Here is a 23,652-nt window from a genome sequence, read left to right as displayed (position 1 = left end):
GCGCGACCGGCGGACCGGCCGCGCTTTCCCTTGGTTCGATTACTTGGTGATGCCGAGCTTCTTGCAGCCGTCGGCGTAGCGGCCGGTGCACAGCTCCTCGGCGGTGTTGATCTTCTTGTCGATGATCTCGGCCTTGAGGTTCTCGGCAGTGACGACCGCAGGCACGAAAAGCTGTGCCGGCGTGTCGTAAAGCGTCATTTCGGCCTTCGGCGTTTCTCCAGCCAGGAGCTTGACGGCAACGTCGGCAGCGGCAGCCGCAACGATTTCGCTCGGTTTGGAGATCGTGTTGTACTGATCCCCCGATATGATCAGCTGCAGTGCAGCGATCGTCGCATCATTGCCGGTCACCGGCGGCACGGGATCGACACCCGCTGCCTTGAAGGCTGCAATGGCGCCGCCACCGGTGCCGTCATTGGCGGCGACCACGCCGACGATCTGTTTGCTGAAGCGGGTGATCTGACCGGCTGCCCATTGCTGGGCATTCGCCGGCTGCCAGTTCGGCGTGTCGAATTCGGCAAGCGTCTTGTATCCGCCACTGGCAAGACCATCATGAATACCGTCCTTGATCAGCCCGGCAGCCGCGTCGGTCGGTGAACCGTTGATCTGCAGGATGCCGCCGCCATCGGTCGGCACTTTCTTAGCCTTCAGATGCTGGACGAGCGATTCCGCGATTGCCTTGCCGATCGCCTTGTTATCGAAGGAGACGTAGAAATCGGCTTTCCCCTTCGGGATAGGACGGTCATAGGCAATGACCTTAACGCCCTGGCTCTGGGCGAGCTGGACGAGAGACGCGGCGGCTGCCGAATCCACCGGATCGAGCACGATAACCTTGGCGCCCTGGGTAATGGCCGAATTGAACTGCTGCTGCTGTTTGGCAATATCGGCATCGGCATTCTGATAGAGAACCTTGCACGAGGCGCAAAGCTTCTTCATTTCCGCGACGAATCCTGGATGGTCGTGCTCTTCGTAACGGGTCGAGCCCTGGTCGGGCATAAGGAATGCGACCGTCGCATCCGAAACGGCGTTTTGCGCGAAGGCGGACGTGCCGCCGAGCAGGGATAGGACAACTGCTGTCGCACCTGCCACCTTGGTTGAGAATTTCATCATTTCCATATCCTCCCGTTGGAAAAAATTGTGTAGCTTCTTCGTTGCAGTGTTTCGCTGTGGCCGTTCGGCTGAGCGAACCGCCACGCCTGTCCCGGCGGTTTGCCGTTTTCTGAGGACAAGCGTCTCCTCTCGCGAACCGCTCACTGCGCGCTCGCGTTCAATCAATGTCAGTTTTCGTTCCTCCTCCTCGTCCTCCCTATCGCCGTCTTCGGCGAAACGTCGTCCTATTCCCGGGTTCCTGTTCGCTCGGCTGGCTCAGGCCGCTTTCGCTATGTTGATATTGTCGCCCAATAGCCGCCGGAAACGGGAAGGCGTCATGCCTTTTTCCGCGAGAAATTGCCGGTTGAAATTGGACAGATTGTTGAAGCCGACCTCGAAGCAGATGTCGGTGATCGATGCATGGTCGTCGCTCATCAGGATCTGACAGGCGAGGTTGATGCGCAGTCGCTTCACATATTGCACCAGCGACATGCCGGTATGGCGGCGGAAGGCACGCGAAAAGGCGCCGGCCGATTGCCCGGCAATCCTGGCGAGATCGGCTTCATCGAAGGATTTGGTCAGATTTTCCCTGATGTAGGCGAGTGCCTTGTTGATGCCGGCCGACATGTAGCCCGACGGATCGGGCAGATAGTTCGGGCTGGCAAGAAACTGGGAATCCTGCGCCCGGCTGAGCAGGCCGACGATCATCATGAAGAGCTCGATGCGACGCACACCGTGAGCCTGCTGCACCTCGTTCATCAGGGGAGCAACCTGCCGGCTCGTCTCGGCGCCGAAGAGCACGCCGCGGCGGGAGGCTTCGAGAACAGGATCGAACGGGCCGAGCTCGGCCAGCACCTTCATGGTGTCGCTGATGAAATTCTCGCTGAACTGGATGAGCTGGCATCGAAGCGGAATGCTCGATCCTTTCGGGACATCGCTGATCCAGTTATGAGGAAGATTAGGCCCGGCAAGCACAAGGTTGCCTGGCTCGAACTCGCCGATGAAGTCGCCAACGAAATATCGTCCGGTTGTCGCCACGACGAGATGAAGTTCGTATTCCGGATGAAAATGCCAACGAACCGTATGATAGGGATAGCCATGCGCCTTCGTTGCGAAGGATTCGCCCGGTCTGATCTGAATGACTTCCAAGTCAGGTTCCATTGTTTCCTCCTCCGAGGACGGGTGGTAAGCCCGCGTGCCAAATTCCCTTTTTGGCTTTATTGTTAAGCGGAGTGTAGTGGGCACGTCTCACGCCCGCCACCACGATTCCCAGGCAAAACTGATACTTTTTTGACGATCGACGCTTCGCAGCTGGCGGAAAGACGACAGCAATCGGCATTGCACATCATCCGAGGACATGCTTCAGCCGGCCAAGGCGGCAATGACGTTTCTGACCAGTGCAGAGGAGGACAGCCGGCTCGTGGCACAGCTCGGGGCGCCGATCGCGCCGACCCGTACGGAAACGCCGCCGCGCGCATTGGCGATCGCAAACATCGACTCGTCGGTCAGATCATCGCCGATGGTAATCGGGCAGCGGTTCCTGAAAGGGTCGGACTGGAAAAACCGTTCCAGCGCATCGCCCTTGCTCGATCGTGCGGGACGCAGCTCGAAGACCATCTTGCCGAGCTGCAACGCCCAGTTCGACCCTGCCAGCTCCGCATAGTGGTGCATGCGGTCCTCGAGTACCTTTTCATATTCGGGCGCCAGCCGGTAATGGGCGGCAACGGCGGCGCCCTTGTCCTCGATCAAGACTCCCGGATAGTGCTCGGCTTCCGCAGTCAGCGCGTGCTTCAGCGCCTGAAACTCAGGTGTCGCCTCGACCGTCTGCATTCCCGCGGCGCTCCTGATTTCCGCGCCATGAAGGCCTGCCGTCGGAAATGCAAAGGGTTTGAACAGCGTGTCTGCATAAGCAAGCGACCGTCCGGTGACCAGTGCCAAGGCGCCGCCAAGCTTGTTCGACAGGCGGTGAAGTTGCCCGGGAAGCGCCTCCGGAACTTCGATCGCGTCCGGCGTGGGCGCAAGATTGAGCAGCGTCCCGTCGATATCGAGAAACATCGCCCAATGATCCGGCTCTTCCAAGACCAGTGAAAGCATTTCCTGGGTGGCGCTATCGTCCTGCACGGGATTCTCCAAACGCTGCAGTCATTGAAGCTAGGTCGCCAAGCGACGAGGGCAAGGTGAGCTTTCAGACTCCGGAACATCAAGCGGCTGGTCCGCGTTGTATCTCGCCGCCCGTTCGAGCACTCGCGCCGTAGAAGGTATTTTGATGGCCAAAAGCAGTTCCGAGCCCCGTGATGCGCTCAATGCCCCACTGGCACATGGCGCGTTAAACCTGCCATTGGTGACGATCGACGACTACAACAACGAGCTGCGTGACAAGAATGGTTTCGTTGGCGACAACGCCAACAAGAAGACTTTTCAAATGAAGCTCGACGATTGGAGAAAACGCATCCGCAAGGTCGGAGACGACCCGATCGGCAAGACCGCGACGCCGAAGCTTTCCAAGAAGAAGATTGATGCCTTCCTCAAGGGCGACGATATGGAGGCAGCGGCATTGATCATGGGGGCGGTGGAAGACTTCGCTCAGGACTTTGCCGACGTGATCGGAAAGTTCCTTAAGGACAAGCGCTGGGTCAAGACGGAACGCATCGTCGTTGGCGGCGGCTTCCGGCAGAGCCGGTTCGGCGAGCTGACCATCGCCAGGACCATGGTTATTCTCAAGGCGGCCGGCATAGACGTCGAGGTCGTGCCGATCGTTCACCATCCTGACGAGGCTGGACTGATCGGCTCGGTCCACCTGATGCCGCGCTGGATGTTCAAGGGCCACGAGGCGATCCTGGCCGTTGATATCGGCGGCACTAACGTTCGCGCCGGCGTCGTAAAATTCGGAAAGGACGACGCGCCGAACTTCGCGGATGCGAGCGTATGGGAATCAGCCATCTGGCGTCATGCCGATGATGAGCCAAGTCGCACCGCAACCATCGAGAAGTTGGCCGCGATGTTGCACGAACTGATCGGCAAGGCGGAGAAGGCCAATCTCAAACCTGCGCCCATCATCGGGATCGCCTGCCCCGGCATCATCAAAGCCGATGGCTCAATCGAACGCGGCGGACAGAACCTGCCGGGCGGAAACTGGGAAAGCGACAGCTTCAACCTTCCCGCCGCGCTGATGAAGGCCATTCCTGAGATTGGTGACGACAGCACATTCGTGATGATGCACAACGACGCCGTCGTGCAGGGATTGTCGCAGATCCCATTTATGACCGACGTGTCGAGGTGGGCGGTACTGACGATCGGTACGGGTCTGGGCAATGCGCATTTCACGAATCGAGAGGCAACGAAGGCGCGATAGGCTCCAACTCCACTGCCCGGGGCGAACCAACCAAAAAAGCCCCGACAGGAAAGAGTGCCCGTTTGCGGAAGATGGAGATGCGATTTGGTCAACCGGGTTAGCGGCAGCTCTGGAGGCCCCTCCCCTTTTTCGCTTGGGAAAAGATGGTGATAACTGCCACGGGTTGTTCTCGGCGGGTTCAAATTGCGCTTATCTCTCCGGCGTCACACAGGCCATGCGCAGACGAAAGATGGATCATGAACTTCAAGGGAATAAGCGCTCCGCTCAATGCTGTCCGTCTCGAACAAATGCTCGGGCTCGTTCCGTCACGCCGCGATCCTGAAACCCGTGATGCAAACGACAAATCTTCCGGCAATGAACCCGCCCGCGGGCTGGAGGCCGAAAACCAGTATCGTTCGCCTGCCTAAATGAGACGATCTGTGCAAGGTGACGGAAGCTGTTCGCGATGCGTCGGCAATGGCGTTTAGCGCGCAAAATTACCCGATTTATCAGTATTGCGTGAATGCCGACCGAGACCGCGATTGCTGAGAAGCCAAGATCGCCAGTCAGGCGCATGAAATCAATACCAACGCCACGGCGATCATGGCGGCGGCGCACGAGCAATCAACTGCGTTCGGCCTTGATGCCGACGGCTTTAAAGTCTGCCTCGCTTCCAAACAGCGAAGACATCGCCGACCGTTGAGACGCGGCACTGTTCGATTCGATATCCCTTCATTGAAACGGTCAGCAAGCCCCAAGGCGATCAGCCTCGGTGGCAACAGGAAAATGCTGCGCTGCCAAAAAAATCGCCACGCATTTCACTGCGCGTTTTTTCGGCAGTACCCATTGACAATTCATCCTTCATGGCACTTGATACATTATTCCAGTAAAACAGACATACGTCCATTATACTGGAATAATGGGAACCATCCATAAGGGGAACGCCATGACCATTTCCTTTCGCACCGGCGTGATGTCGCTGGTCGCCGCCGCCATGTTGTCCACGCCTGTGCTGGCCGACGGCAGCAAGCTCGATGAAGTGCTGGCCCGCGGCCACCTCGTCCTCGGCACCGGCAGCACCAACGCGCCTTGGCACTTTAAGAGCGCAGACGACAAGCTTCAGGGCTTCGACGTCGACATGGGCCATATCATCGCCAAAGCTCTCTTCGGCGATCCTGAGAAAATTGAATATGTGAACCAGTCCTCCGACGCCCGCATCCCGAACATTACCACTGACAAGGTCGACATCACCTGCCAGTTCATGACCGTTACCGGCGAACGCGCCCAGCAGGTTGCCTTTACCATTCCCTATTATCGCGAGGGTGTGGGCCTGATGCTCAAGGCGGACGCAAAATATGCCGACTACGCCGCTCTCAAGGCGGCTGGTTCTTCCGTCACCATCTCGGTTCTCCAGAACGTCTACGCCGAGACAATGGTGCATGCGGCATTGCCGGAGGCGGCCGTCGATCAGTATGATTCCGTCGACCTGATCTATCAGGCCCTGGAGTCGGGACGCGCCGACGCCGTCGCCACCGACCAGTCGTCGCTCGCCTGGTACATGACCCAAAATCCGGGCCGCTATAAGGACGCTGGTTACGGCTGGAACCCGCAGACCTACGCCTGCGCGGTCAAGCGCGGCGACCAGGACTGGCTGAACTTCGTCAACACCGCCCTGCATGAAGCCATGACCGGCGTCGAGTTCGACTTCTACGCCAAGTCCTTCAAGACCTGGTTCGGCAAGGATCTGACGCCACCGCAGATCGGCTTTCCTGTTGAATTCAAGTAACGGCCATGCGGAGCGGGACTGTTCTCCCGCTCCGCTGCGCAGGATGATTTCACGCCGGGTCGTCCTGAAATCTGAATCCTGTTTTCAATTAAACAGTGCGAGCATGATGTCATAAGAAAACCGCGCACAATTTTCGGCATCATGTTCAGTCTGAAAGGGCGGCCCGTATGGGTTACACGTTGAATTTCGGCGCCGTCTGGCGCAATTTCGATTTCCTTTTGAGCGGGCTCGCGCTCAGCCTCGGCCTTGCGGTGATCTCGATCCTGATCGGGGCTGCGATCGGTCTCGCCGTGGCATTCGCGCTGACGTCCAAAAGCCGCTTCGCGGTCGTGCCTGCACGGCTCTATGTCACGGTAATCCGCAACCTGCCGATTCTCGTCCTGGTGCTTTTCGTCTTTTTCGCGCTGCCGCAGATGGGCTTGCGCCTCGACAAGATAAAAAGCTTCGTGCTGGTCCTATCGCTCTATTCCGGCGCCTATCTGGCCGAGGTGTTCCGCGCCGGGCTGTTGTCGATCCCGAGAGGATTGACGGAAGCCGGCCTCGCCATCGGCCTGACGGGAATGCAGATCCGCAGCTCTATCATCGCGCCGTTGATGCTGCGTAACGTGCTGCCATCGTTATCCTCGACGATCATCTCGCTCTTCAAGGACACCTCGCTCGCCGCCGCCATCGCCGTGCCGGAGCTGACCTTTGCTGCCCGCAAGATCAATGTCGAGAGCTTTCGCGTCATCGAAACCTGGATGGTCACATCGGCCCTCTACGTCGTGACCTGTTTCCTCATCGCTGCCGTGATGCGCTTCGTCGAGCGCCGCCTGGCCCTGCCGAGATAGACCTGATGACCCACACCTTTCTCGAACAACTCTGGATCGCCCGCTACGTCATCATCAATGGCGTCGGTGTGACCGTATCGATCTCTCTGCTGGCCATCCTCGCGGGTTCCGTCCTCGGCGTTTTCGTCGGCCTGGCGCTCGTCTATGGCGGCGTTGTTTTACGTGTGGCCGTGCGCGCCTATACCGATATCATCCGCGGCACGCCGGTGCTGGTGCTGGTGCTGGCGAGCTACTATGTCTCTGCCGCTGTCGGTCTCGATCTCGGGCCGTTTTCAGCCGGTGTGCTCGCCCTTGCTATCTTCTGCTCCTCGCATGTCGGCGAAATCGTCCGCGGTGCGCTTCAGGCGATCCCGAAGGGGCAGACTGAAGCCGCCAAGGCGATCGGCCTGACCTTTACCCAGACCTTCACCTCGGTGCTGTGGCCGCAGGCCATGCGCCAGTGCCTGCCGGCCTGGGTGAATACCGCAGCCGAGATGGTGAAGGCCTCGACGCTGCTCTCGGTCATCGGCGTCGCGGAGCTTCTGCTGCGCACGCAGGAGATCATCTCCCGCAATTTCATGAGCCTCCAGTTCTATTTCCTGGCCGGCGGTCTCTATTTCATCGTCAATTACGGCATCGAGCACTTCGGCAAATATGTCGAGCGCAAGACCGCCCTGCCGTCCTGAGGAGTTCCCCCGATGGCCAACACCATTCTCGACATCAAAGGCCTGCGCAAGACTTACGGCATCCACGAGGTTCTCAAAGGCGTCGATTGCGCCGTAGCGGAAGGCGAGGTCATTTCCATCATCGGCTCGTCCGGCTCCGGGAAAACCACTTTGCTGCGCTGCGTCAACATGCTGGAGGAATTCCAGGGCGGCACGATCAGCCTCGATGGCGAGGAGATCGGCTACCGCGCCGAAGGCGCTACGCGGCGCCGCAAGAGCGAGAAGGAAATTGCACGCCAGCGCGCGCTGACCGGCATGGCTTTTCAGCAGTTCAATCTCTTCCCGCATATGAGTGCCGCTGAAAACGTCATGCTCGGTCTCGTCAAGGTGAAGAAAATGACGAAGCCGGAAGCCCGCGCCATCGCGGAAAAATGGCTCGATCGTGTCGGCCTCGCCGCGCGCACCAACCACTATCCCGGACAGCTTTCCGGCGGCCAGCAGCAGCGCGTCGCGATCGCCCGCGCCATCGCCATGTCGCCGAGGCTGATGCTGTTCGACGAAGTGACCTCGGCGCTGGATCCGGAGCTGGTGGGCGAAGTGCTGCAGGTCATCAAGGGGCTTGCCTCCGACGGCATGACCATGCTGCTCGTCACCCATGAAATGCGCTTCGCCTACGAGGTTTCATCGCGCGTCATCTTCATGAACCAGGGCGTTATCTGCGAGGAGGGAGATCCGAAGGAAATGTTCGTGCGGCCGAAGACCGAACGGCTCGCAGAATTCCTCAAAACCTCGAGTTTCAACTAATGCATGTCGCCCGGAAGTGTGCAGCGGTTCCGGGACAACGACATGCATAAAAACAAATGGCAAAAGCGCGTCGCATGCATCAAATTTGATGCGACGCGCTTTAGACGAAAAAGAGGCCGCGTGGACCATCAGCGTTGCTTACCTGCATGGCGCCCGATCCAAGGCGAGTTTCGACGCGCGGCCGCTCCGTCTTCAAGAAAGAAATCTGCCAACAGGGCAACCGATCGAGGGAACTGTTAGTCCTCGTTGCCAGTGGGCGCCGGCGGCAATGACGACCGGACCAAATGTCGGGACGAGGAGGTGCGGGCGCGCGCACAAATTTCGGTCAATCTGCATTCCCGGCAGGCAAATTCCCGGCCAAGCCTTCGAGACATCTTGAAAATCCTGAACGCAGGATTTTGGCATATGCTTTGCTTTCTCTCTTTTATGCAAGATAGCCACACACCCGAGACCGCGCAGAAGTCCATCGAGGCAACGATCGTCTCCGGGATCCTTTCGGCAAAGATTCGGCCCGGTACGCGTCTCAGCGAAAACCAGCTGGCCGCGCTCTTCGGGGTGTCCCGGACCCGGGTCAGGGAAGCCATGATGCGCTTGGAGACACGCGGCACCGTGCATGTAAGTCCCCGGCGGGGTTGGTTTGTCGTTGAGCCGTCCGCAGAAGAGGCGATCGCTGTCTATGAGGCACGGCGTGTCGTCGAGGCTGGATCGCTGCGCGGCATGCGCGTGCTGACAGATGACGGACGCAAGGCTCTTGCCGCAACATTTGAACGAGGAAAAAAGCGCAATGGCTGCCGCCGATCGCCAGCGCTTGACCTATTTGATGGGCGATTTCCACATCCGCATCGCCGAATTGAGCGGGAACGCCATCATCGTCGATATCCTTCGCGATCTAACGGCGAGGACGATCCTCATTTCGATGCTTTATCAGTCTGAATTTCACGCAGCGCAATCTCATGACGGGCATTGCCGTATCTTCGAGGCCATGCAGGCGGGCGATTTCTTCAGAGCTGCGGCGCTTTCTGTCGAACATCTTGATGAAGTGGAAATGGGCCTCGACCTCACCACGCGCCCGGACCCGCTCTCGGAACTGCGCAGCTCCCTCTCACTCCCTCCCAAGACCGTGTCCTCCTCTCCTCCATCGTTAAACTTCAAAACCACAACTCCAAAGGAGCAATGAACACATGCTGACAAGACGAGCACTCATCGGAATCGCGACCCTGGCGGCAAGCTTCGGCTTCAGCTCGCCGTCTCACGCCGATACTCTCTCCGACATCATGGCACGCGGTACGCTGCGCGTCGCTGTGCCGCAGGATTTTCCGCCCTTCGGCAGTGTCGGCACCGATATGGCGCCGATGGGCTATGACATCGATATGGCCAATCTCATTGCCGAAAAGCTGGGCGTCAAAGCCGAGCTCGTGCCGGTCACCAGCGCCAACCGCGTTCCCTATCTGCAGACGAACAAAGTCGACTTGGTCATTTCCAGCCTCGGAAAAAATGCGGAGCGTGAAAAGGTGATCGATTTCTCTGTCGCCTACGCCCCCTTTTTCAACGGCGTTTTCGCGCCGGCCGATCTTTCGGTCGCCAAGGCGGAAGATCTCGCCGGCAAGAGCATCGGCGTTACGCGCGGCGCCGTGGAGGACTTGGAGCTGACGAAGATCGCGCCGGCCGACGCGACGATCAAGCGTTACGAGGACAATAACGGCACTATCTCGGCCTTCCTGTCCGGCCAGGTTGACACTGTCGCTACCGGCAACGTGGTGGCTGCTGCGATCCTCGCCAAAAATCCCCCCAAGCGCCCCGAGCTGAAGTTCCTCATCAAGAACTCGCCCTGCTACATCGGTCTCAACAAGGAGCAGACGGCTCTTCTGGAGAAGGTAAACGGCATTATTGCTGCCGCCAAAGCCGATGGCGCGCTGAACACCATATCGCAGAAGTGGCTCGGCACCGATCTCCCGTCGGATCTGTAAGGAAACCGGTTTCACGGACGTCATCCCGCACTGGCTGGCGGGATGACATCCGCTCCGTCACCGCAAGAGGGGAGAATTTCTTGAGCTACCATTTCGAATTCGGCTGGCTGCTTCAATATTACCCTGAGATCATCAAGGGCATACTGATCACCTTGGAGCTTATCGCGGTCGGCGGAGTGCTCGGCATTTCGCTCGGCATCTTCTGCGCCTGGGTGCGCGCACTCGGCCCGATCTGGCTGAAGCCTGCCATTGCCACCTATGTCGAACTGATCCGCAACACGCCGTTCCTGATCCAGCTGTTTTTCATCTTCTTCGGGTTGCCATCGCTCGGCTTCCGGCTTTCCGAACTGACGGCCGCCAACCTCGCGATGGTCGTCAACCTCGGCGCCTATAGCTGCGAGATTATCCGCGCCGGCATCCAGGCAACCCCGAAGGGTCAGTTCGAAGCAGGCGAAAGCCTTGCCATGACGCGCTTCGAAACTTTCCGCTATGTCGTTCTCGTGCCGTCACTGCAGCGCATCTGGCCGGCGCTGTCGTCGCAAGTCGTCATCGTCATGCTCGGCTCATCGGTCGTGTCGCAGATCGCTGCCGAGGATCTGACCTTTGCCGCGAACTTCATACAATCGCGAACCTTCCGCGCCTTCGAGGCCTACATCGTCTCGACAACCATCTATCTGATGCTGGCAATCCTGCTCCGGCAGGTGCTGGGGATCGTCGGCGGCTTTATTTTCCCGCCGAGAGAAGCACGATGATCGAGTTCACATTCTGGGATATCCTGCGCAACCTGTTGCTCGCCACTCGCTGGACGATCCTGCTTTCGCTCGTCTCGTTCGTCGGCGGCGGTGCGGTCGGACTGGGATTGCTGTTCCTGCGCATCGGCAAGCGCAAGGCATTCAAGGTGCTCGCGAAATATTACATCGAACTTTTCCAGGGCACCCCGCTGCTGATGCAGCTCTTCATCGCTTTTTTCGGTCTCGGCCTTTTCGGCATCGATGTGCCGGCCTGGCTTGCTGCTGGGCTGGCGCTCACCCTGTGGAGCGCCGCCTTCCTCGCCGAAATCGGGCGAGGCTGCGTTGAAGCGGTCGCCGGGGGGCAATGGGAAGCCTCAGCCAGCCTTGGCATGGGCCGGCTGCAGCAGATGCGTTACGTCATCCTCCCGCAGGCGTTGAGGGTCGCCATACCGCCCACGGTCGGCTTCTCCGTGCAAATCGTCAAGGGAACAGCGCTGACCTCGATCATCGGCTTCGTCGAATTGTCGAAAGCGGGCACGGTGGTCACCAATGCGACCTTCCAACCCTTCATCGTCTACGGGCTCGTCGCCCTTATCTACTTTGCCCTTTGCTGGCCTTTGTCAAAAAGCAGCCAGATCCTGGAAAGGAAGCTTAATGTCGCTCATCGAAATCACTGAAGTCCGAAAGAGCTTCGGAACCACAGAAGTGCTGAAAGGCATCAATCTCGATGTGGAGGTGGGCGAAGTCATCGCCATTATCGGCAAAAGCGGTTCGGGCAAATCGACCCTGCTTCGCTGCATCAACGGCCTGGAGACCATCACCGACGGCTCCATCTCCGTGGCCGGTGCGCAACTCATCGGTGACGAGATGCATCTCAAGGCGCTGCGCCTTAAGGTCGGCATGATCTTTCAGCAGTTCAACCTCTTTCCCCACCTGACCGTTGGCGGCAACGTCATGCTGTCTCAGACCGTGGTCAAGAGGACTTCAAAGCCCGATGCCGAAGCCATCGCCCGCAAGATGCTGGAGCGCGTGGGGCTGGCCCACAGGTTCGACGCCTATCCCGATGAGCTCTCGGGTGGTCAGCAGCAGCGCGTCGCCATCGCCCGCGCGCTCGCCATGCAGCCGAGCGCGCTTCTTTGCGACGAGATCACCTCGGCGCTGGATCCGGAGCTGGTTGCCGAAGTTCTGGCCGTCGTGCGCGAGCTTGCCGCTGAGGGAATGACGCTGCTGATGGTAACGCACGAGATGAAGTTTGCCCGCGACGTCTGCAGCCGCGTCGTCTTCATGCATCAGGGCCGGGTCCACGAAGTCGGCGTCCCGGAGGAAGTCTTCGCCAATCCACAGACTGCAGAACTGAAACAGTTTCTTGGCGTCAGCTAAGACGCAGTGACAACAGCCACCGTGGTGGACGCGCATTTCGCGTGCTGCGTTTGTGCCTCGATTACTCGTTCGGTGCGAACACCCTTACTGTTCCAGCTGCCGCCAACCCGATATAGGCGCCTTGCCCGCATCCCATATCGGCGAGCGATGCCGCCCGAGTTTCTCGGCAATGATTTCAATTGATGCCGGCCATGCGCTGCCGAGCGATCTTGCAGCGTTTATCCAGGTTGACGTGAGAGTAGGTGAGGTTCATTGCGCTTTCCTTGCGGGTGATAAATCATTGCCCGTCGCAAGTCAGGCTTCATCCTTGACCCCACCCTTCAAAAGCAACCAATGAATCGCACCAACATCAATTTTGCTCCTCCTATCCTCTCGTGCAAACATCAGAAAACCTTCTCATGACTAATCCTGTCAGCGTCTATTCATTGCCCGGAACGGGCTTTTTCGATCTGGCTCCGGCTGCGGGCGGCGAGCCTTATCGCATATTCCTGTCCATGAGGCGCAGCGTCAACTCATCCCGGGAAATTCCGCCTTCCTGCATTTGTCCGCCGGAGAATACGAAGGCGATGAACTGGCACCCTTTCAGTATCGGAACGAGGATGCCGCCATACGCCTGGAGAAGAGGAAGATGGAGCGGACGATCCTCCTGGCGCAGGAGATGGCGGAGCGATTAAATAGCACGGCCGACGGGTTGCGTGCCGAATTCGAGCTTTACGCCGGTGAGACCCACATGTCCGTTCTTGCGACCGCCGTGAAACGTGCGGTCAGCATCGCGTTCGCGGTCGGAGGATCGACCGACAGGTGAGGTTCTTTGCAAGGGTTTCGTCGGTGATCTGTTCCCGGCCACCGCTGCCGGCCTTCGGTCCGGCGCCTATGGCGAGGTATGTACGCCATCGAGCATCTGCCGCGCCTCGGCCCTTGGCGCGGCGACGGAATGACGCTTGACGAGCGAGCATTCGAGCTTGGCAATCGGATAGCGTTTGCCGGGCATGGTTTCCGGGTTGAGATGTTCGATCGCCCATTGCCCCATGGCAAGATGTGGAAGGACCGAAGTCGTCAGCGGGGGGACGAGATGCCGTGAAATTTCCTCGTCGTCATAACCCACCACCGACATGTCCTGGGGAATGCGAAGCCCTGCATCCTTGAGCGCTTCATAACACCCGATGGCGGTGCGGTCGTTCTGACAGAAGATCGCGGTCGGCGGCTCTTTCAGAGCAAGCAGCTTCATCGTGGAGGCATAGCCGGCACCGGCCGACCAGTCGCCTTCGATGACCAATTCCGGATCGAAGGGGATATCGGCGGTCGAAAGCGCGCGCCGATATCCGGTCAGGCGGTCCTGTGCAGCCTGCATCCAGATTTCACCGGTGATCGTCGCGATGCGATGGTGCCCGTGCGTGATCAGATGCCGGGTGGAGCTCTGCCCTCCGGCGATCTCGCTCGGCACCACCGCCGGAAAGGCATGGTCCGCCGTATAACAATTCAGCAGGACCGTCGGGATGTTGAGCTTGCTGACGTAAGAAGGAAGCTCTACCTGGCGGGTATAGATCGTCATATAGATGAGCGCCGAAATGCCTCCGCTCGTCAACGCCTTGATGGCTTTCGGCTCCATGACGGGATCACTGAGTGTCTGGGTTACCAACAGGACATTGCCGGCGTTCCATGAGGCTTGCCGCGCGCCTTCGATCGCAACGATCGCTTCCGGGCTGGTGGCGAGTTGATCCACCGCGAAACCGATCACATTGTCCAGCCCCGAATAAGAGGCTTTCGTCGTATAAGTCGTTCCCGTGTAGCCAAGTGCGCGCGCCGCCTCCCATACGCGGTCGCGGGTCTGCTGTGAGATACGGGTGCCGGGTGTATCGTTGAGAACGAAGGACACGGCCGCCTGCGAGCAGCCGGCGGCGGCGGCGATATCCATCATCGTCACGCGGGCAGGCTTGTCCGCGGCGGGCTTATTGCTCTTTTGGGTCGTGGGTTGTCGCATTCGCGGAAAACTGTCTTTGCCTGGATTTGCCGTTTTGGTAATTACTATTAGCATCCATCTGAAAGCGCTGGCAATTGCATCAATTGCTGCAACGCCGCCAGTTAATGGTAATTTCCAGTACAAAATCGCGTCCGTGTCGACGCACGATGAAATGTTTTGATCTGGATTGATAATACTATTTACTAATTAAAATTCTTCTATACCGTCACGGAGCGATCGGAACCAATGCCACTCGTCGCTTTGCGGCGGCCCTGGGAGGGGGCGCATCCGGCCGGCCGTAAGTCGAAAACGGGCCCATGCACTGCGGCCCCTCGGGAGGTGTATTATGAAACAGCTGAAACGCAATGCAGCCTTGTTCTTCGCCGGGTTGATGCTGAGCGCGGCCCCGATTGCCGTATCCCATGCCGCCGACAAACCGACGCTTGCATTCGTCGTCAACGGAGCGTCCGACTTCTGGAAAGCCGCAGAGGCCGGTGTGAAGAAGGCGCAGGCCGAAATGCCGGACTATCAGATGGAGCTGAAATACCCTGAGCAGGCATCGGTTGCCGTTCAGCAACGCCTGATGGAAGACTTGGTCAGTGCCGGCGTCAAGGGTGTCATGGTCTCCGCGGTCGATCCCAAGACCCAGACGGAGGGCTTGAGCAAGATCGGCTCGCAGACGGCTCTCTTCACGACCGATAGTGACGCGCCGCAGACCAACCGCGTCGCCTATATCGGCTCATCCAATGTCGACGCCGGGATGCAGGCCGCCGAAATCGCCAAGAAGGCGATGCCGGACGGCGGCAAGTGCATCGGCTTCGTCGGCCTGCTCGGCGCCGATAATGCCAAGGAACGTATCCAGGGCATGAAAGACGGCCTGAAGGGCACGAAAATCGAGCTGACAGATGTACGCGGCGACGATATCGACCAGACGCGTGCAAAGAAGAACGTCGAGGATGCGCTGGTGGCGAGCCCCGACGTCACCTGCATGGTCGGCTTCTATTCCTACAATACGCCGCGCATCTATGAGGCGCTGCGCGACGCCGGCAAACTCGGCCAGATCACCGTCGTTGGCTTTGATGACGATCCGATCACACTGGGCGGCGTCAAGGAAGGCACGATCGCAGCAACCGTCGTGCAGCAGCCATTCGAGTGGGCCTATCAGGGTATGAAGCTGATGGCCGCCTACCTCAAGGGCGACAAATCCGGCGTTCCCAGCAACGGCTTGATCATCATCCCGACGGTGGTCATCGGCAAGGATGACGTTGACAAGTATGCCGCCAGCCTGAAGGCTATGTCTGGAAAATAGCCCTCCTTCGCGGCGGCGGCACTCGCCGCTGCCGCGATAGACGTCTTATGCCGACACAGCATTAGCTGCCATGGACAGGCGATGAACCATAGCTCCGACATCACGTCACCGGACCCGCTTGCAACGCCGTTCCTCTCGCTTTCCGGCGTTGGCAAGACCTATCCGGGCGTCGTGGCGCTTGAGGGCCTGTCGCTCGACATCATGCCGGGAGAGGTCATCGGCCTCGTCGGCGAGAACGGGGCTGGAAAATCGACGCTGATGAAAATCCTTGGCGGCGTGATCGCACCCGACCGAGGCACGATCCTGCTCGACGGTGCGGAGCTTCGTTCTCTGACGGTGGAATCGAGCATCTCATCCGGCATTGCCTTCGTGCACCAAGAACTCAATCTCTTTGAAAATCTCGACGTTGCCGCCAACATCTTCCTGGGTCGCGAACCGCTGAAGGCGGGACCTTTCAAGCTCGTCGATCGCGATCGGCTGCGCGACATGGTGAAGCCGCTCTTGAAACGCGTCGGGGCTCATTTTTCCGCCGACACACCGGTGGCGTCGCTTTCCCTTGCCGAGCAGCAGATGGTGGAAATCGCCAAGGCGCTGTCGATCAACGCCAGGCTGGTCATCTTCGACGAACCCACTTCCAGCCTGCCGCTGGCCGAAACCGAGCGGCTTCTGAGCATTATCAAATCGCTGAAAGCCGACGGAATCAGCGTCATTTTCATCTCGCATCGCCTCCACGAGGTAGAGCGCGTCGCAGACCGGGTCGTCGTCCTGCGGGACGGTACGCTTGTGGGCACGCTCGCCAGGAAGGACATTGGCCACGACCAGATGGTCAAGCTGATGATCGGCCGGGTGCTTGCGGCCCGGACCGCAAAACCGCAGCGCTCGCCCGGCTCGGTTGCGCTGAAGGCAAGCGGCGTGCGCACTGAAGCCTATCCCGGCCGTCCCGTTGATCTGGAGATCAGGTATGGGGAAATCATGGGGCTTGCAGGCCTCGTCGGGTCGGGCCGCACCGAGCTTGCAAGGGTATTCTTCGGCATCGACCGGAGCTACGGCGGAACCATCCTGCAGGACGGCCGGGAAATTTCGGTCCGTTCTGCCCGTGACGCCGTCGCTCGCGGCATCTTCCTGGTGCCGGAGGATCGCAAGCGCAACGGCATTCTTCTCGATTTCCCGATCGCCCAGAACATAACCCTTTCCGATCTTCCCAGGCTTTCCAGCCGCTTCATGCTTTCTGCTGAACGGGAGACGGCGGCGGCCGAAAAGCAGCGGGTTCGCCTCGGGATCAAGGCGCCATCCGTTTCGACGCGAACCGGCACTCTGTCCGGCGGCAACCAGCAAAAGGTCGTGCTTGCCAAATGGTTGTCGATGAGCCCGAGGGTGATGATCTTCGACGAGCCGACGCGCGGCATCGATATCGGCGCGAAGAACGAGATCTACGGCCTGATGCGAGCGCTAGCCGATGCCGGAGTGGCGATCCTGATGATCTCCAGCGACATGGAAGAGGTGATCGGCGTTTCCGACCGCATCGCCGTCATGCACGAGGGCCAGATCGCCGGCATATTGGAAGAGGACGCATTCAGCCAGGAAAACGTCCTTTTGCTTGCGGTCGGCAAAAGGGTAAAATAGCGGCTGCGGCAATACAAATAGGTATCGGGGAATGGATCTCGAATGATCAAGAAAGATCTCGGACTGCTGCTGTTGATCGTCGTCGTCGGCATTGTCGTCGCCGTCATCAATCCGCGCTTCCTGCTGCCGATCAACCTGGCCAACACCGCCAACCTGATCGGCCTGTTCGGCATTCTGTCGATCGGTCAGGCCTTTGTCATCATTACCGGCGGCATCGAGCTTTCCGTGGGCTCACTCGTCGCTCTTCTCGGTGTGCTGTTCGTCGATTTCATCGCCGTCCAGGATATGTCGTGGATGCTGGCGCTGCCGCTCATTCTCGTGCTTGGCGCAGTCGTTGGTGCCGTCCACGGCTGGTTGATCACCCGGCTCAACCTGCAACCCTTCGTCGTCACCCTCTGCGGCCTGCTGATTTATCGTGGGGCAGCGCGCTTCTATACGGCCGACGGAACGGCGGGCTTTGCTTTTGGCCAAAATTTTCCGGACCTCGAATTCCTGACCGCCGGACGGTTCTACGGTGTTCCCAATACCTTCACTGCCCTCGTGATCATTGCCGTGGTCATGTGGATCATGCTGCATCGCTCCGTCTTCGGGCGTTATCTCTACGCGATCGGGAAGAATGAGGAGGCGGCCCGCTATTCCGGTATTCGGACCAGCCGCATGATCATGTCGGCATATGTCATCTGCGGGCTGCTGACGGCGCTTTCGGCGATTTATTTCGCCATGTACACGCGCTCGATCTCGCCGGCGAGCCATGGCCAGTTCTACGAACTCTACGCGATTGCCGCGGCCGTGCTCGGCGGCTTCTCGCTCCGCGGCGGCGAGGGATCGATCGTCGGCGTCGTGCTGGGTACAGTCCTGCTCCAGGAGTTGCAGAACCTCGTCAATCTGCTCGGCATCCCGTCGTCTCTGAATTTCGCCGTCATGGGCGGCGTGATCCTCATCGGCGTCCTGATCGACCAACAATGGCACGCCATCCGCGCAAAACGCCGCGTCGTCTCTGCCGCCCGGCAGACCGAAACCCGTCATTCGAGCGAAGGCAGTTTGCCGGTGGCTGCCAATCAGGATTAGGTCATCCGCTGCAGATCACGCTCGCTCATCGCTATCAATCCCTTCTGCAATCTCCGCCGTCATCAAAACGGGCAGAGTGTGGCATTCCAACTTTGCAGAAACAGGACATTCTAACTTTGCGGCTACAAATAATGTCAAAGCTGATAGAGATGCGACGCCGCCAGCCAGTTAGAGATGCGACACTGGCACTGTTGATCAGCCCCCGATCCGACCGGCTGGGCCGGGTTGCAAGGGAGGAGCGGGCGGGTGAGGGAATTGCCTCTTCGGCTTCAGCTTTGAGACTGTGAATGCCAGTTCATTCGGCTGCCTCCCTACGAGCCAATGCCGCCTGGCGTGCCGCTGACAATGACATCGCCCGACTCCAGGCGCGTGAAACTGGAGCAATATTCGATCTGCCGTGCGATGTCGAAAATCATCTGACCGAGGTGAATCCTCGGGTGGATCTCAGACTGAGTTGAGGAAAGCTTAGCCCACCGCATCAACGTGCGAGCGTTAGCCAATCGCCGATCGTTGTCCCAAAACGTTGCATGGAACGTGTTGTGGGGATGGCGGGGCGCTCAGTTGCTATGGTCTTTCTCACTTCACGCGGGCTGAGCCCGAATTCATGGCTGAACGCGCGCGTGAAATTGGCTGCAACGTCGAAGCCGGCGGCCTGGGCAATCTCCGAGATCGGCCTGTTGTCGGTCGGGTTGGTAAGATCCGCATATGCCTGCAGCAATCGACGTTTGCGAATGTAGTTGAAGACGCCCCCGCTCGTTTCGAACAATTGGTAGAGCCGCGTCCGCGAGATGCCCAGCGCACGGCACATGACGTCAGGCGTCAAGCTATCTGAAAGAAGATTGAGGTGAATATAGCGATGCGCCCGCTCCATCAGGCCCATATTGTTCTGTTCCTGACCGCGATCCAAACTTGCGGACGATGCAGCGCATGCAACGACCATATCGCCGATCGTCCGTATGATCCGCGGCACCTCCTCCACCGTCAAATTGCCCAGGTTCGCCTCCAGGCCGTTGATATAGCTGACGAGCAATTCGGCGAGGCTACCGGAGGGGGCGATGTTGTTGGCGCTCTGCAGAAGAGGCGTATCACGGGTCAACAGTTCATAGGGCAAGAAGACGAGCACAGCGGCTGAATCGGTCATCCGCCCGCGGTATGGGTAACCAAGAGACCTGAAAAATATCTCACCCGGGCCGGTCTCCGTTACATGCCGATTGGCCTCGGTCCAGGCCCGGCCGCTGCGAAGTACGCCGACGTTCCAGTGATCGATTGGGCTCGATCGCAGCATGGCCTGATCGCGAACATAGCTGCATGCCTGCGTCCGCTGCTGGACGATGAGGATATCGCCGAGATGCCAGCCGGTCTGTTCCGCGAGAAAACCGTCGTCCTCTGGTTGTCCGTCCGGCAGATGAACATCCACAAGCGGCGCCATATGTGATCGCCAGGACTGGAATTGTTCTTTCGGCGGCAGGTCTCGCGTCGAAAATCGCAAGGGCACCAATGCAGGCGGAACGTCCACCCGATGTTCTTTCTGCGAGGACGGTTCGCGCGGCCAGCGCCGCCGCTCGAGGTGGGCCGGCCATTCCTGTCCAGCAGCGGGGTCATCTCCAGACTCCGTAACCATCCAATTCCTCCAGCGCATAAGCCGATCCGGGCTGTTGAAACTGAGGCAAAAAATCGTTTTCGCGGCTGAAACGTCCGCGCAGCCCATCCGACAAAACCGAATCGACTGAAGTCCTACGTGCATAAGCTACTTATCATATTCCTTTACGAGCAGAAATGGACGGACCGATAATTTTCGGGATGCGGCGATAACGACAATTGCGTCCTGTTCCTGTATCTAAATGAGCAAGGGTTAGTTCCGAAGGACGTTCGGAAAGCCCAAATACTCACTTGCCAGTGCAATGCAGTTTCAAAGCACTCTCAACGTGAAACGACACTAATTCACAACAAAATATGCAAGCAGAGGAGGATAGGTCGTGAACTATCGGGGCAATATTCGTGCGCGCTTTGCGCGAGCATCGGCTTACGACAGGAATTCTTCTCCGCATAACCCTCAGGCGCCGGGAAAAATTCCTATCGCCAATAGTGCGGGTTTCCTCTGCTCACCTTCGTGCGAGACGCTCCTGATGCCGGAAATCGGCAAATAAGGACGCGAAGGGGTTGCGCGCAGGCCGAGGCCGTCTGTGTCGATGCGTAATGAGGCCGAGGCTTGCACGCAACCCTTACCATATCCACCCATTGGCGAATTTTGTAACGCTGCCCATTTCTATGGCAGATCGGAGGCTAAGATGACCACCGCATGTGATGAGAAACATATCGAATTGAAGCCGATTTCGAGCTGCAGACGAGAGGTCGAAGTCGCGATGGTGGAAATGCTCGTCACTTTGCAGAAACGTGGATGGTCGGCTGCGGAATTGGCATTGGAGCTCGCAGATGCCTCCGAAGATCTCGTCATGCTGATCGCGACCAAAAGGGTTCGACCGCATTAGAACCGGATGATTTTAGACCGACCCAGCCTAAAATCTGAATCCTGTTCTAGATTAAAGAGTTAGAGCATGATGTCATGAGAAAACCGCTCACACTTTTCGGCATCATGCTCTAGAAAAAAGATCGCGTGGAATTATGCTGTTTCTGACTGAATGAGATGGCAGCACTGTCAGGCGCGGCGCAGTGATTTCCCACTCCATCATCACCCATCACGTCAGTCGCCGCGCCGGAGATGGCTTGACCATATTGGTCAAAGCGGGAGAAACTCCCCGGCTTCGCCCCGTTCAAAGCGGAGCTCGGACAGGTCACTCAGCGACGAAGGAGCGTAAGTCGCAGCGGCGACAAGCAAGCCTATTACCTGCACCTGTATTTCGAACTCAGCGGCGCTGCTCGCGACAGCATGATTGTCAAACTCTACACCGGTCAATATTCGCGGGATATTCGCGACATCGACAAGGTTGCCGTCTCTCTTAATCTGTTGTTGCGGTCATTCGGGTGAACGCGCACCTTGTAGCCCGGCTCATGCGAGGGTTCGTCGCGTCTTTGACGAAGTTGGCCCCGCTTGATCGCCTTGAAGGGATCCGAACCGGCGGCCAAAAGCGCCGACAGTAGATGTTGCGGTACAAATTTTGGCTGTGCCGCACGTCGACGAATGTCGGGAACTCTCGATCCCGATGCGTGGCCAGTTCCTATTGACCCATTTCCCAATTCTGGGAAATGTGCCTCCAGTGAATCAATTGCGGCCAGCGGCGATCAGGGCGTGCGCGGCATCGCGGAGCAAACCCGTCGCCTCGCCGGGTTCGAAGACCTGCATGCTGACAAAAGCGCCGTTGATCAGCACCGCGAGTTGCCCGGCAAGCCGGTCGGGTGCAGCAACCGCCAGTCTCCCGGCGATGGCCATCAAGCGCCGCCGCATTTCATGCATATGGGCTTCGGCGACTTTGCGGGCGGGGTGACCGGCTTCCGGGAACTCGGCCGCCGTGTTGATCTGCGGGCAGCCCCGGTAATTATCCCGCCCGACCCTTTCGCCGATCCACTCGAAATGGGCGTCGAGTTCGGCTAAGGCGTCATCCGCATGCCGCTCGGTTACCCTATCCCAGGTGTTCCAGAAATCCAGGTCCTCGCGCTTCAGGAAGGCCGCGATCAAATCGTCCTTTGTGCCGAAATGGCGGTAAAGGCTGGTTTTGGCGACACCTGATTTTTCCACCACCAGATCGACGCCCACGGCGCGTACACCGCGCCGGTAGAAGAGTTCCGATGCAGTCTCGAGAATTCTATCCCGTACCTCATTCACGGCCGGGGCGTTCGCTGTGTTTTTCGTCATTCGCTCATCTCCAATTCAGCCACACTAGCAGAAAGCGGATTGACACGCTACAGACCTGTATGTTTATAGCTACAGACAGGTCGGTAGCGCAGGAGAGAGCAATGACCATTCATCAAACCGACAACACTGGAACACTCCACGCCGTGGTGGCAGTCCTTGGAGCGAACGGCCATACCGGCCGGTTTGTCGTCGCCGAACTGTTGCGGCGCGGGCTGACGCCGATTGCGATCGGACGGAGTGCCAGACGATTGGCAGAGGCGGGCTTTCCGGAACGCGGCGTCGAATGCCGCGAAGCAGCGATAGAGGATGACGAGGCGCTGGACAGCGCGTTCGCAGGAGCGGCGGCGGTCATCAACTGCGCCGGCCCGTTCATGGACACGGCCGACGCGGTCGTGCGTGCCGCGCTCCGGGCCGGCATCCATTATCTCGACGTAACGGCTGAACAGCCGAGCGTACAGGCCACATTCGACCGGCATGAGGTTGCGGCCCGGGAAGCGGGCGTAGCCGTCATCCCGGCCATGGGATTTTACGGCGGATTGGCAGACCTGCTGGTGGCAGCCCTGATGGACGAATGGCTGCATGCCGACACTGTCGAAATCCGGGTTGCGCTCGACAGCTGGCTGCCCACGAAAGGCACGCGCGTGACCGGGGAGAAGAACACCGCGCAGCGCCTGGCCGTCAGCGGCGGGCAGCTTGGACCCGTGCATCAGCCGCCGGCCGAGAAGGTATCCGTTTTACCGGCTCCGTTCGGCCAGCAGACATTCGTCGAGCTTCCATTTTCGGAAGTGCCGCTGATCGCCCGCCACGTCCGGACGAAGGAGTTGCACACCTTTCTCAGCACGACAGCCCTGCGGGATGTTCGGGATCCATCGACGCCCCCGCCCCAGGCCATCGATGAAACCGGACGTTTGGCGCAGCGCTTCGCCGTTGAGGTGATCGTCACGCAAGGCGACCTGCGCCGCCGGATTCTCGCCCAGGGACAGGACATCTATGCCGTCACGGCGCCGATCATCTGCGAAGCGGTCCAGCGTATCTTGTCCGGTGATATCCGCGATACCGGCGCAAAGCCGCCGGCTGCCATTTTCCATGCCGCGAGTTTCCTGGGCGCTCTCGGCCCCAATCTGTCGGTTGAGACATCAGAAACCTCAGATTTTCAGAAGGGCCATCCATAAACGGCGTGAGGGACCGCAAGTCTCCAGCGTAATCACGGAGCCCGTTGCTGCACAAATCCTGCGGAGCCACCCGCTTTGATCTTCCCGAACGATCTATGGAAGAAGTCCCTCGCAAAAGTTGGGCATTTTTGCGAGGGACCTCTGCGACAC

Annotated in this window: 22 protein-coding genes and 4 pseudogenes; 19 read left to right on the top strand and 7 right to left on the bottom strand. The window is 59.0% G+C overall.

Features of this window, described 5'->3' with window-relative positions:
• Positions 1-39: 39 nt before the first annotated feature.
• The 3 genes from HJB83_RS04640 to otsB all read right to left on the bottom strand — a co-directional run bounded on the left by HJB83_RS04640 (position 40) and on the right by otsB (position 3,228).
• A complete protein-coding gene (locus tag HJB83_RS04640) occupies positions 40-1,113 on the bottom strand; it encodes a sugar ABC transporter substrate-binding protein (protein WP_207585063.1) in 1,074 nt (357 codons plus the stop codon).
• Between the two features lie 249 nt (positions 1,114-1,362).
• Positions 1,363-2,247, bottom strand: coding sequence for an AraC family transcriptional regulator (locus HJB83_RS04635; RefSeq protein WP_207585064.1), 885 nt, complete (start codon positions 2,245-2,247; stop codon positions 1,363-1,365).
• A gap of 201 nt (positions 2,248-2,448) precedes the next feature.
• Entirely contained in the window at positions 2,449-3,228 is a 780-nt protein-coding gene (gene otsB / locus HJB83_RS04630) for a trehalose-phosphatase (protein WP_221116885.1), read from the bottom strand.
• A 124-nt stretch (positions 3,229-3,352) separates the two neighbouring features.
• Here otsB and HJB83_RS04625 point away from each other — a divergent pair, with 124 nt between their 5' ends.
• The 13 genes and pseudogenes from HJB83_RS04625 to HJB83_RS04570 all read left to right on the top strand — a co-directional run.
• On the top strand, positions 3,353-4,438 hold the full coding sequence (locus tag HJB83_RS04625) for an ROK family protein (RefSeq protein WP_221116829.1): 1,086 nt from the start codon (positions 3,353-3,355) through the stop codon (positions 4,436-4,438).
• Positions 4,439-4,674: 236 nt separating this feature from the next.
• Positions 4,675-4,845: a hypothetical protein gene (locus HJB83_RS04620; RefSeq protein WP_221116830.1), complete on the top strand. Its 171-nt coding sequence runs from the start codon at positions 4,675-4,677 to the stop codon at positions 4,843-4,845.
• 518 nt (positions 4,846-5,363) lie between these two features.
• Positions 5,364-6,203 (top strand): transporter substrate-binding domain-containing protein, encoded by an 840-nt coding sequence (locus HJB83_RS04615; protein ID WP_207585066.1) that lies wholly within the window; start codon positions 5,364-5,366, stop codon positions 6,201-6,203.
• Positions 6,204-6,370: 167 nt separating this feature from the next.
• Positions 6,371-7,033 (top strand): amino acid ABC transporter permease, encoded by a 663-nt coding sequence (locus HJB83_RS04610; RefSeq protein WP_207585067.1) that lies wholly within the window; start codon positions 6,371-6,373, stop codon positions 7,031-7,033.
• Positions 7,034-7,038: 5 nt separating this feature from the next.
• Complete coding sequence (locus tag HJB83_RS04605) at positions 7,039-7,698, top strand: amino acid ABC transporter permease (RefSeq protein WP_207585068.1); 660 nt, start codon at positions 7,039-7,041, stop codon at positions 7,696-7,698.
• A 12-nt stretch (positions 7,699-7,710) separates the two neighbouring features.
• Positions 7,711-8,481, top strand: a complete 771-nt coding sequence (locus HJB83_RS04600; RefSeq protein WP_207585069.1) for an amino acid ABC transporter ATP-binding protein — start codon at positions 7,711-7,713, stop codon at positions 8,479-8,481.
• Positions 8,482-8,886: 405 nt separating this feature from the next.
• Positions 8,887-9,063 (top strand): annotated as a pseudogene (locus HJB83_RS34680) (GntR family transcriptional regulator); the annotation flags it as partial.
• 202 nt (positions 9,064-9,265) lie between these two features.
• Positions 9,266-9,658: an FCD domain-containing protein gene (locus HJB83_RS34675; RefSeq protein WP_405048954.1), complete on the top strand. Its 393-nt coding sequence runs from the start codon at positions 9,266-9,268 to the stop codon at positions 9,656-9,658.
• Positions 9,659-9,662: 4 nt separating this feature from the next.
• On the top strand, positions 9,663-10,448 hold the full coding sequence (locus HJB83_RS04590) for a transporter substrate-binding domain-containing protein (RefSeq protein WP_221116831.1): 786 nt from the start codon (positions 9,663-9,665) through the stop codon (positions 10,446-10,448).
• A gap of 80 nt (positions 10,449-10,528) precedes the next feature.
• On the top strand, positions 10,529-11,200 hold the full coding sequence (locus HJB83_RS04585; protein WP_221131335.1) for an amino acid ABC transporter permease: 672 nt from the start codon (positions 10,529-10,531) through the stop codon (positions 11,198-11,200).
• On the top strand, positions 11,197-11,856 hold the full coding sequence (locus HJB83_RS04580; RefSeq protein ID WP_221131334.1) for an amino acid ABC transporter permease: 660 nt from the start codon (positions 11,197-11,199) through the stop codon (positions 11,854-11,856). The genes HJB83_RS04585 and HJB83_RS04580 overlap by 4 nt, the downstream gene beginning before the upstream one ends.
• Positions 11,834-12,559 (top strand): amino acid ABC transporter ATP-binding protein, encoded by a 726-nt coding sequence (locus HJB83_RS04575; protein WP_207585073.1) that lies wholly within the window; start codon positions 11,834-11,836, stop codon positions 12,557-12,559. Before HJB83_RS04580 ends, HJB83_RS04575 begins: the two co-directional genes overlap by 23 nt.
• Positions 12,560-13,037: 478 nt before the next feature.
• Positions 13,038-13,364, top strand: a pseudogene (locus tag HJB83_RS04570) (alpha/beta hydrolase); the annotation flags it as partial.
• 66 nt (positions 13,365-13,430) lie between these two features.
• On the opposite strand, the gene HJB83_RS04565 reads toward HJB83_RS04570, so the two are convergent.
• Positions 13,431-14,540: a substrate-binding domain-containing protein gene (locus HJB83_RS04565; protein ID WP_207585075.1), complete on the bottom strand. Its 1,110-nt coding sequence runs from the start codon at positions 14,538-14,540 to the stop codon at positions 13,431-13,433.
• A gap of 325 nt (positions 14,541-14,865) precedes the next feature.
• Between HJB83_RS04565 and HJB83_RS04560 the strand changes: the two genes are divergently transcribed.
• The 3 genes from HJB83_RS04560 (at position 14,866) to HJB83_RS04550 (ending at position 18,519) form a co-directional block, all read left to right on the top strand.
• Positions 14,866-15,828, top strand: a complete 963-nt coding sequence (locus HJB83_RS04560; protein WP_207585076.1) for a sugar-binding protein — start codon at positions 14,866-14,868, stop codon at positions 15,826-15,828.
• A gap of 81 nt (positions 15,829-15,909) precedes the next feature.
• Positions 15,910-17,451 carry a sugar ABC transporter ATP-binding protein gene (locus HJB83_RS04555; RefSeq protein WP_207585077.1) on the top strand — a complete coding sequence of 514 codons (1,542 nt, stop codon included), beginning with the start codon at positions 15,910-15,912 and terminating at the stop codon, positions 17,449-17,451.
• A gap of 42 nt (positions 17,452-17,493) precedes the next feature.
• Positions 17,494-18,519: an ABC transporter permease gene (locus HJB83_RS04550; protein WP_207585078.1), complete on the top strand. Its 1,026-nt coding sequence runs from the start codon at positions 17,494-17,496 to the stop codon at positions 18,517-18,519.
• A gap of 314 nt (positions 18,520-18,833) precedes the next feature.
• Here HJB83_RS04550 and HJB83_RS04545 read toward each other — a convergent pair.
• Together HJB83_RS04545 and HJB83_RS04540 are read right to left on the bottom strand one after the other, a co-directional pair.
• Positions 18,834-18,998 (bottom strand): annotated as a pseudogene (locus HJB83_RS04545) (fumarylacetoacetate hydrolase family protein); the annotation flags it as partial.
• A complete protein-coding gene (locus HJB83_RS04540) occupies positions 18,998-20,140 on the bottom strand; it encodes an AraC family transcriptional regulator (protein WP_207585079.1) in 1,143 nt (380 codons plus the stop codon). The pseudogene HJB83_RS04545 and the gene HJB83_RS04540, both read right to left, overlap by 1 nt.
• Positions 20,141-20,807: 667 nt before the next feature.
• Between HJB83_RS04540 and HJB83_RS04535 the strand changes: the two genes are divergently transcribed.
• Complete coding sequence (locus HJB83_RS04535) at positions 20,808-21,008, top strand: hypothetical protein (protein ID WP_207585080.1); 201 nt, start codon at positions 20,808-20,810, stop codon at positions 21,006-21,008.
• A 260-nt stretch (positions 21,009-21,268) separates the two neighbouring features.
• A pseudogene (locus HJB83_RS33975) lies at positions 21,269-21,505 on the top strand (Curdlan synthase); the annotation flags it as partial.
• Between the two features lie 234 nt (positions 21,506-21,739).
• Here HJB83_RS33975 and HJB83_RS04530 read toward each other — a convergent pair.
• Entirely contained in the window at positions 21,740-22,330 is a 591-nt protein-coding gene (locus HJB83_RS04530) for a TetR/AcrR family transcriptional regulator (RefSeq protein WP_221116838.1), read from the bottom strand.
• Positions 22,331-22,431: 101 nt separating this feature from the next.
• On the opposite strand from HJB83_RS04530, the gene HJB83_RS04525 reads away from it, so the two are divergent.
• Positions 22,432-23,502: a trans-acting enoyl reductase family protein gene (locus HJB83_RS04525; RefSeq protein WP_221131333.1), complete on the top strand. Its 1,071-nt coding sequence runs from the start codon at positions 22,432-22,434 to the stop codon at positions 23,500-23,502.
• Positions 23,503-23,652 lie beyond the last annotated feature (150 nt).

Source organism: Rhizobium sp. NZLR11, from assembly GCF_019685115.1.
Taxonomy (GTDB): domain Bacteria; phylum Pseudomonadota; class Alphaproteobacteria; order Rhizobiales; family Rhizobiaceae; genus Rhizobium.
This window is presented reverse-complemented; position numbering and strand designations above follow the sequence as displayed.

What these genes read in the sequence shown, in the direction of transcription:
- HJB83_RS04640 (WP_207585063.1), bottom strand. Translation starts at nt 1,113, where the DNA reads ATGGAAATGATGAAATTCTCAACCAAGGTGGCAGGTGCGACAGCAGTT.
- HJB83_RS04635 (WP_207585064.1), bottom strand. Translation starts at nt 2,247, where the DNA reads ATGGAACCTGACTTGGAAGTCATTCAGATCAGACCGGGCGAATCCTTC.
- HJB83_RS04625 (WP_221116829.1), top strand. Translation starts at nt 3,353, where the DNA reads ATGGCCAAAAGCAGTTCCGAGCCCCGTGATGCGCTCAATGCCCCACTG.
- HJB83_RS04620 (WP_221116830.1), top strand. Translation starts at nt 4,675, where the DNA reads ATGAACTTCAAGGGAATAAGCGCTCCGCTCAATGCTGTCCGTCTCGAA.
- HJB83_RS04615 (WP_207585066.1), top strand. Translation starts at nt 5,364, where the DNA reads ATGACCATTTCCTTTCGCACCGGCGTGATGTCGCTGGTCGCCGCCGCC.
- HJB83_RS04610 (WP_207585067.1), top strand. Translation starts at nt 6,371, where the DNA reads ATGGGTTACACGTTGAATTTCGGCGCCGTCTGGCGCAATTTCGATTTC.
- HJB83_RS04605 (WP_207585068.1), top strand. Translation starts at nt 7,039, where the DNA reads ATGACCCACACCTTTCTCGAACAACTCTGGATCGCCCGCTACGTCATC.
- HJB83_RS04600 (WP_207585069.1), top strand. Translation starts at nt 7,711, where the DNA reads ATGGCCAACACCATTCTCGACATCAAAGGCCTGCGCAAGACTTACGGC.
- HJB83_RS34675 (WP_405048954.1), top strand. Translation starts at nt 9,266, where the DNA reads ATGGCTGCCGCCGATCGCCAGCGCTTGACCTATTTGATGGGCGATTTC.
- HJB83_RS04590 (WP_221116831.1), top strand. Translation starts at nt 9,663, where the DNA reads ATGCTGACAAGACGAGCACTCATCGGAATCGCGACCCTGGCGGCAAGC.
- HJB83_RS04580 (WP_221131334.1), top strand. Translation starts at nt 11,197, where the DNA reads ATGATCGAGTTCACATTCTGGGATATCCTGCGCAACCTGTTGCTCGCC.
- HJB83_RS04575 (WP_207585073.1), top strand. Translation starts at nt 11,834, where the DNA reads ATGTCGCTCATCGAAATCACTGAAGTCCGAAAGAGCTTCGGAACCACA.
- HJB83_RS04565 (WP_207585075.1), bottom strand. Translation starts at nt 14,540, where the DNA reads ATGCGACAACCCACGACCCAAAAGAGCAATAAGCCCGCCGCGGACAAG.
- HJB83_RS04560 (WP_207585076.1), top strand. Translation starts at nt 14,866, where the DNA reads ATGAAACAGCTGAAACGCAATGCAGCCTTGTTCTTCGCCGGGTTGATG.
- HJB83_RS04555 (WP_207585077.1), top strand. Translation starts at nt 15,910, where the DNA reads ATGAACCATAGCTCCGACATCACGTCACCGGACCCGCTTGCAACGCCG.
- HJB83_RS04550 (WP_207585078.1), top strand. Translation starts at nt 17,494, where the DNA reads ATGATCAAGAAAGATCTCGGACTGCTGCTGTTGATCGTCGTCGTCGGC.
- HJB83_RS04540 (WP_207585079.1), bottom strand. Translation starts at nt 20,140, where the DNA reads ATGGTTACGGAGTCTGGAGATGACCCCGCTGCTGGACAGGAATGGCCG.
- HJB83_RS04535 (WP_207585080.1), top strand. Translation starts at nt 20,808, where the DNA reads ATGACCACCGCATGTGATGAGAAACATATCGAATTGAAGCCGATTTCG.
- HJB83_RS04530 (WP_221116838.1), bottom strand. Translation starts at nt 22,330, where the DNA reads ATGACGAAAAACACAGCGAACGCCCCGGCCGTGAATGAGGTACGGGAT.
- HJB83_RS04525 (WP_221131333.1), top strand. Translation starts at nt 22,432, where the DNA reads ATGACCATTCATCAAACCGACAACACTGGAACACTCCACGCCGTGGTG.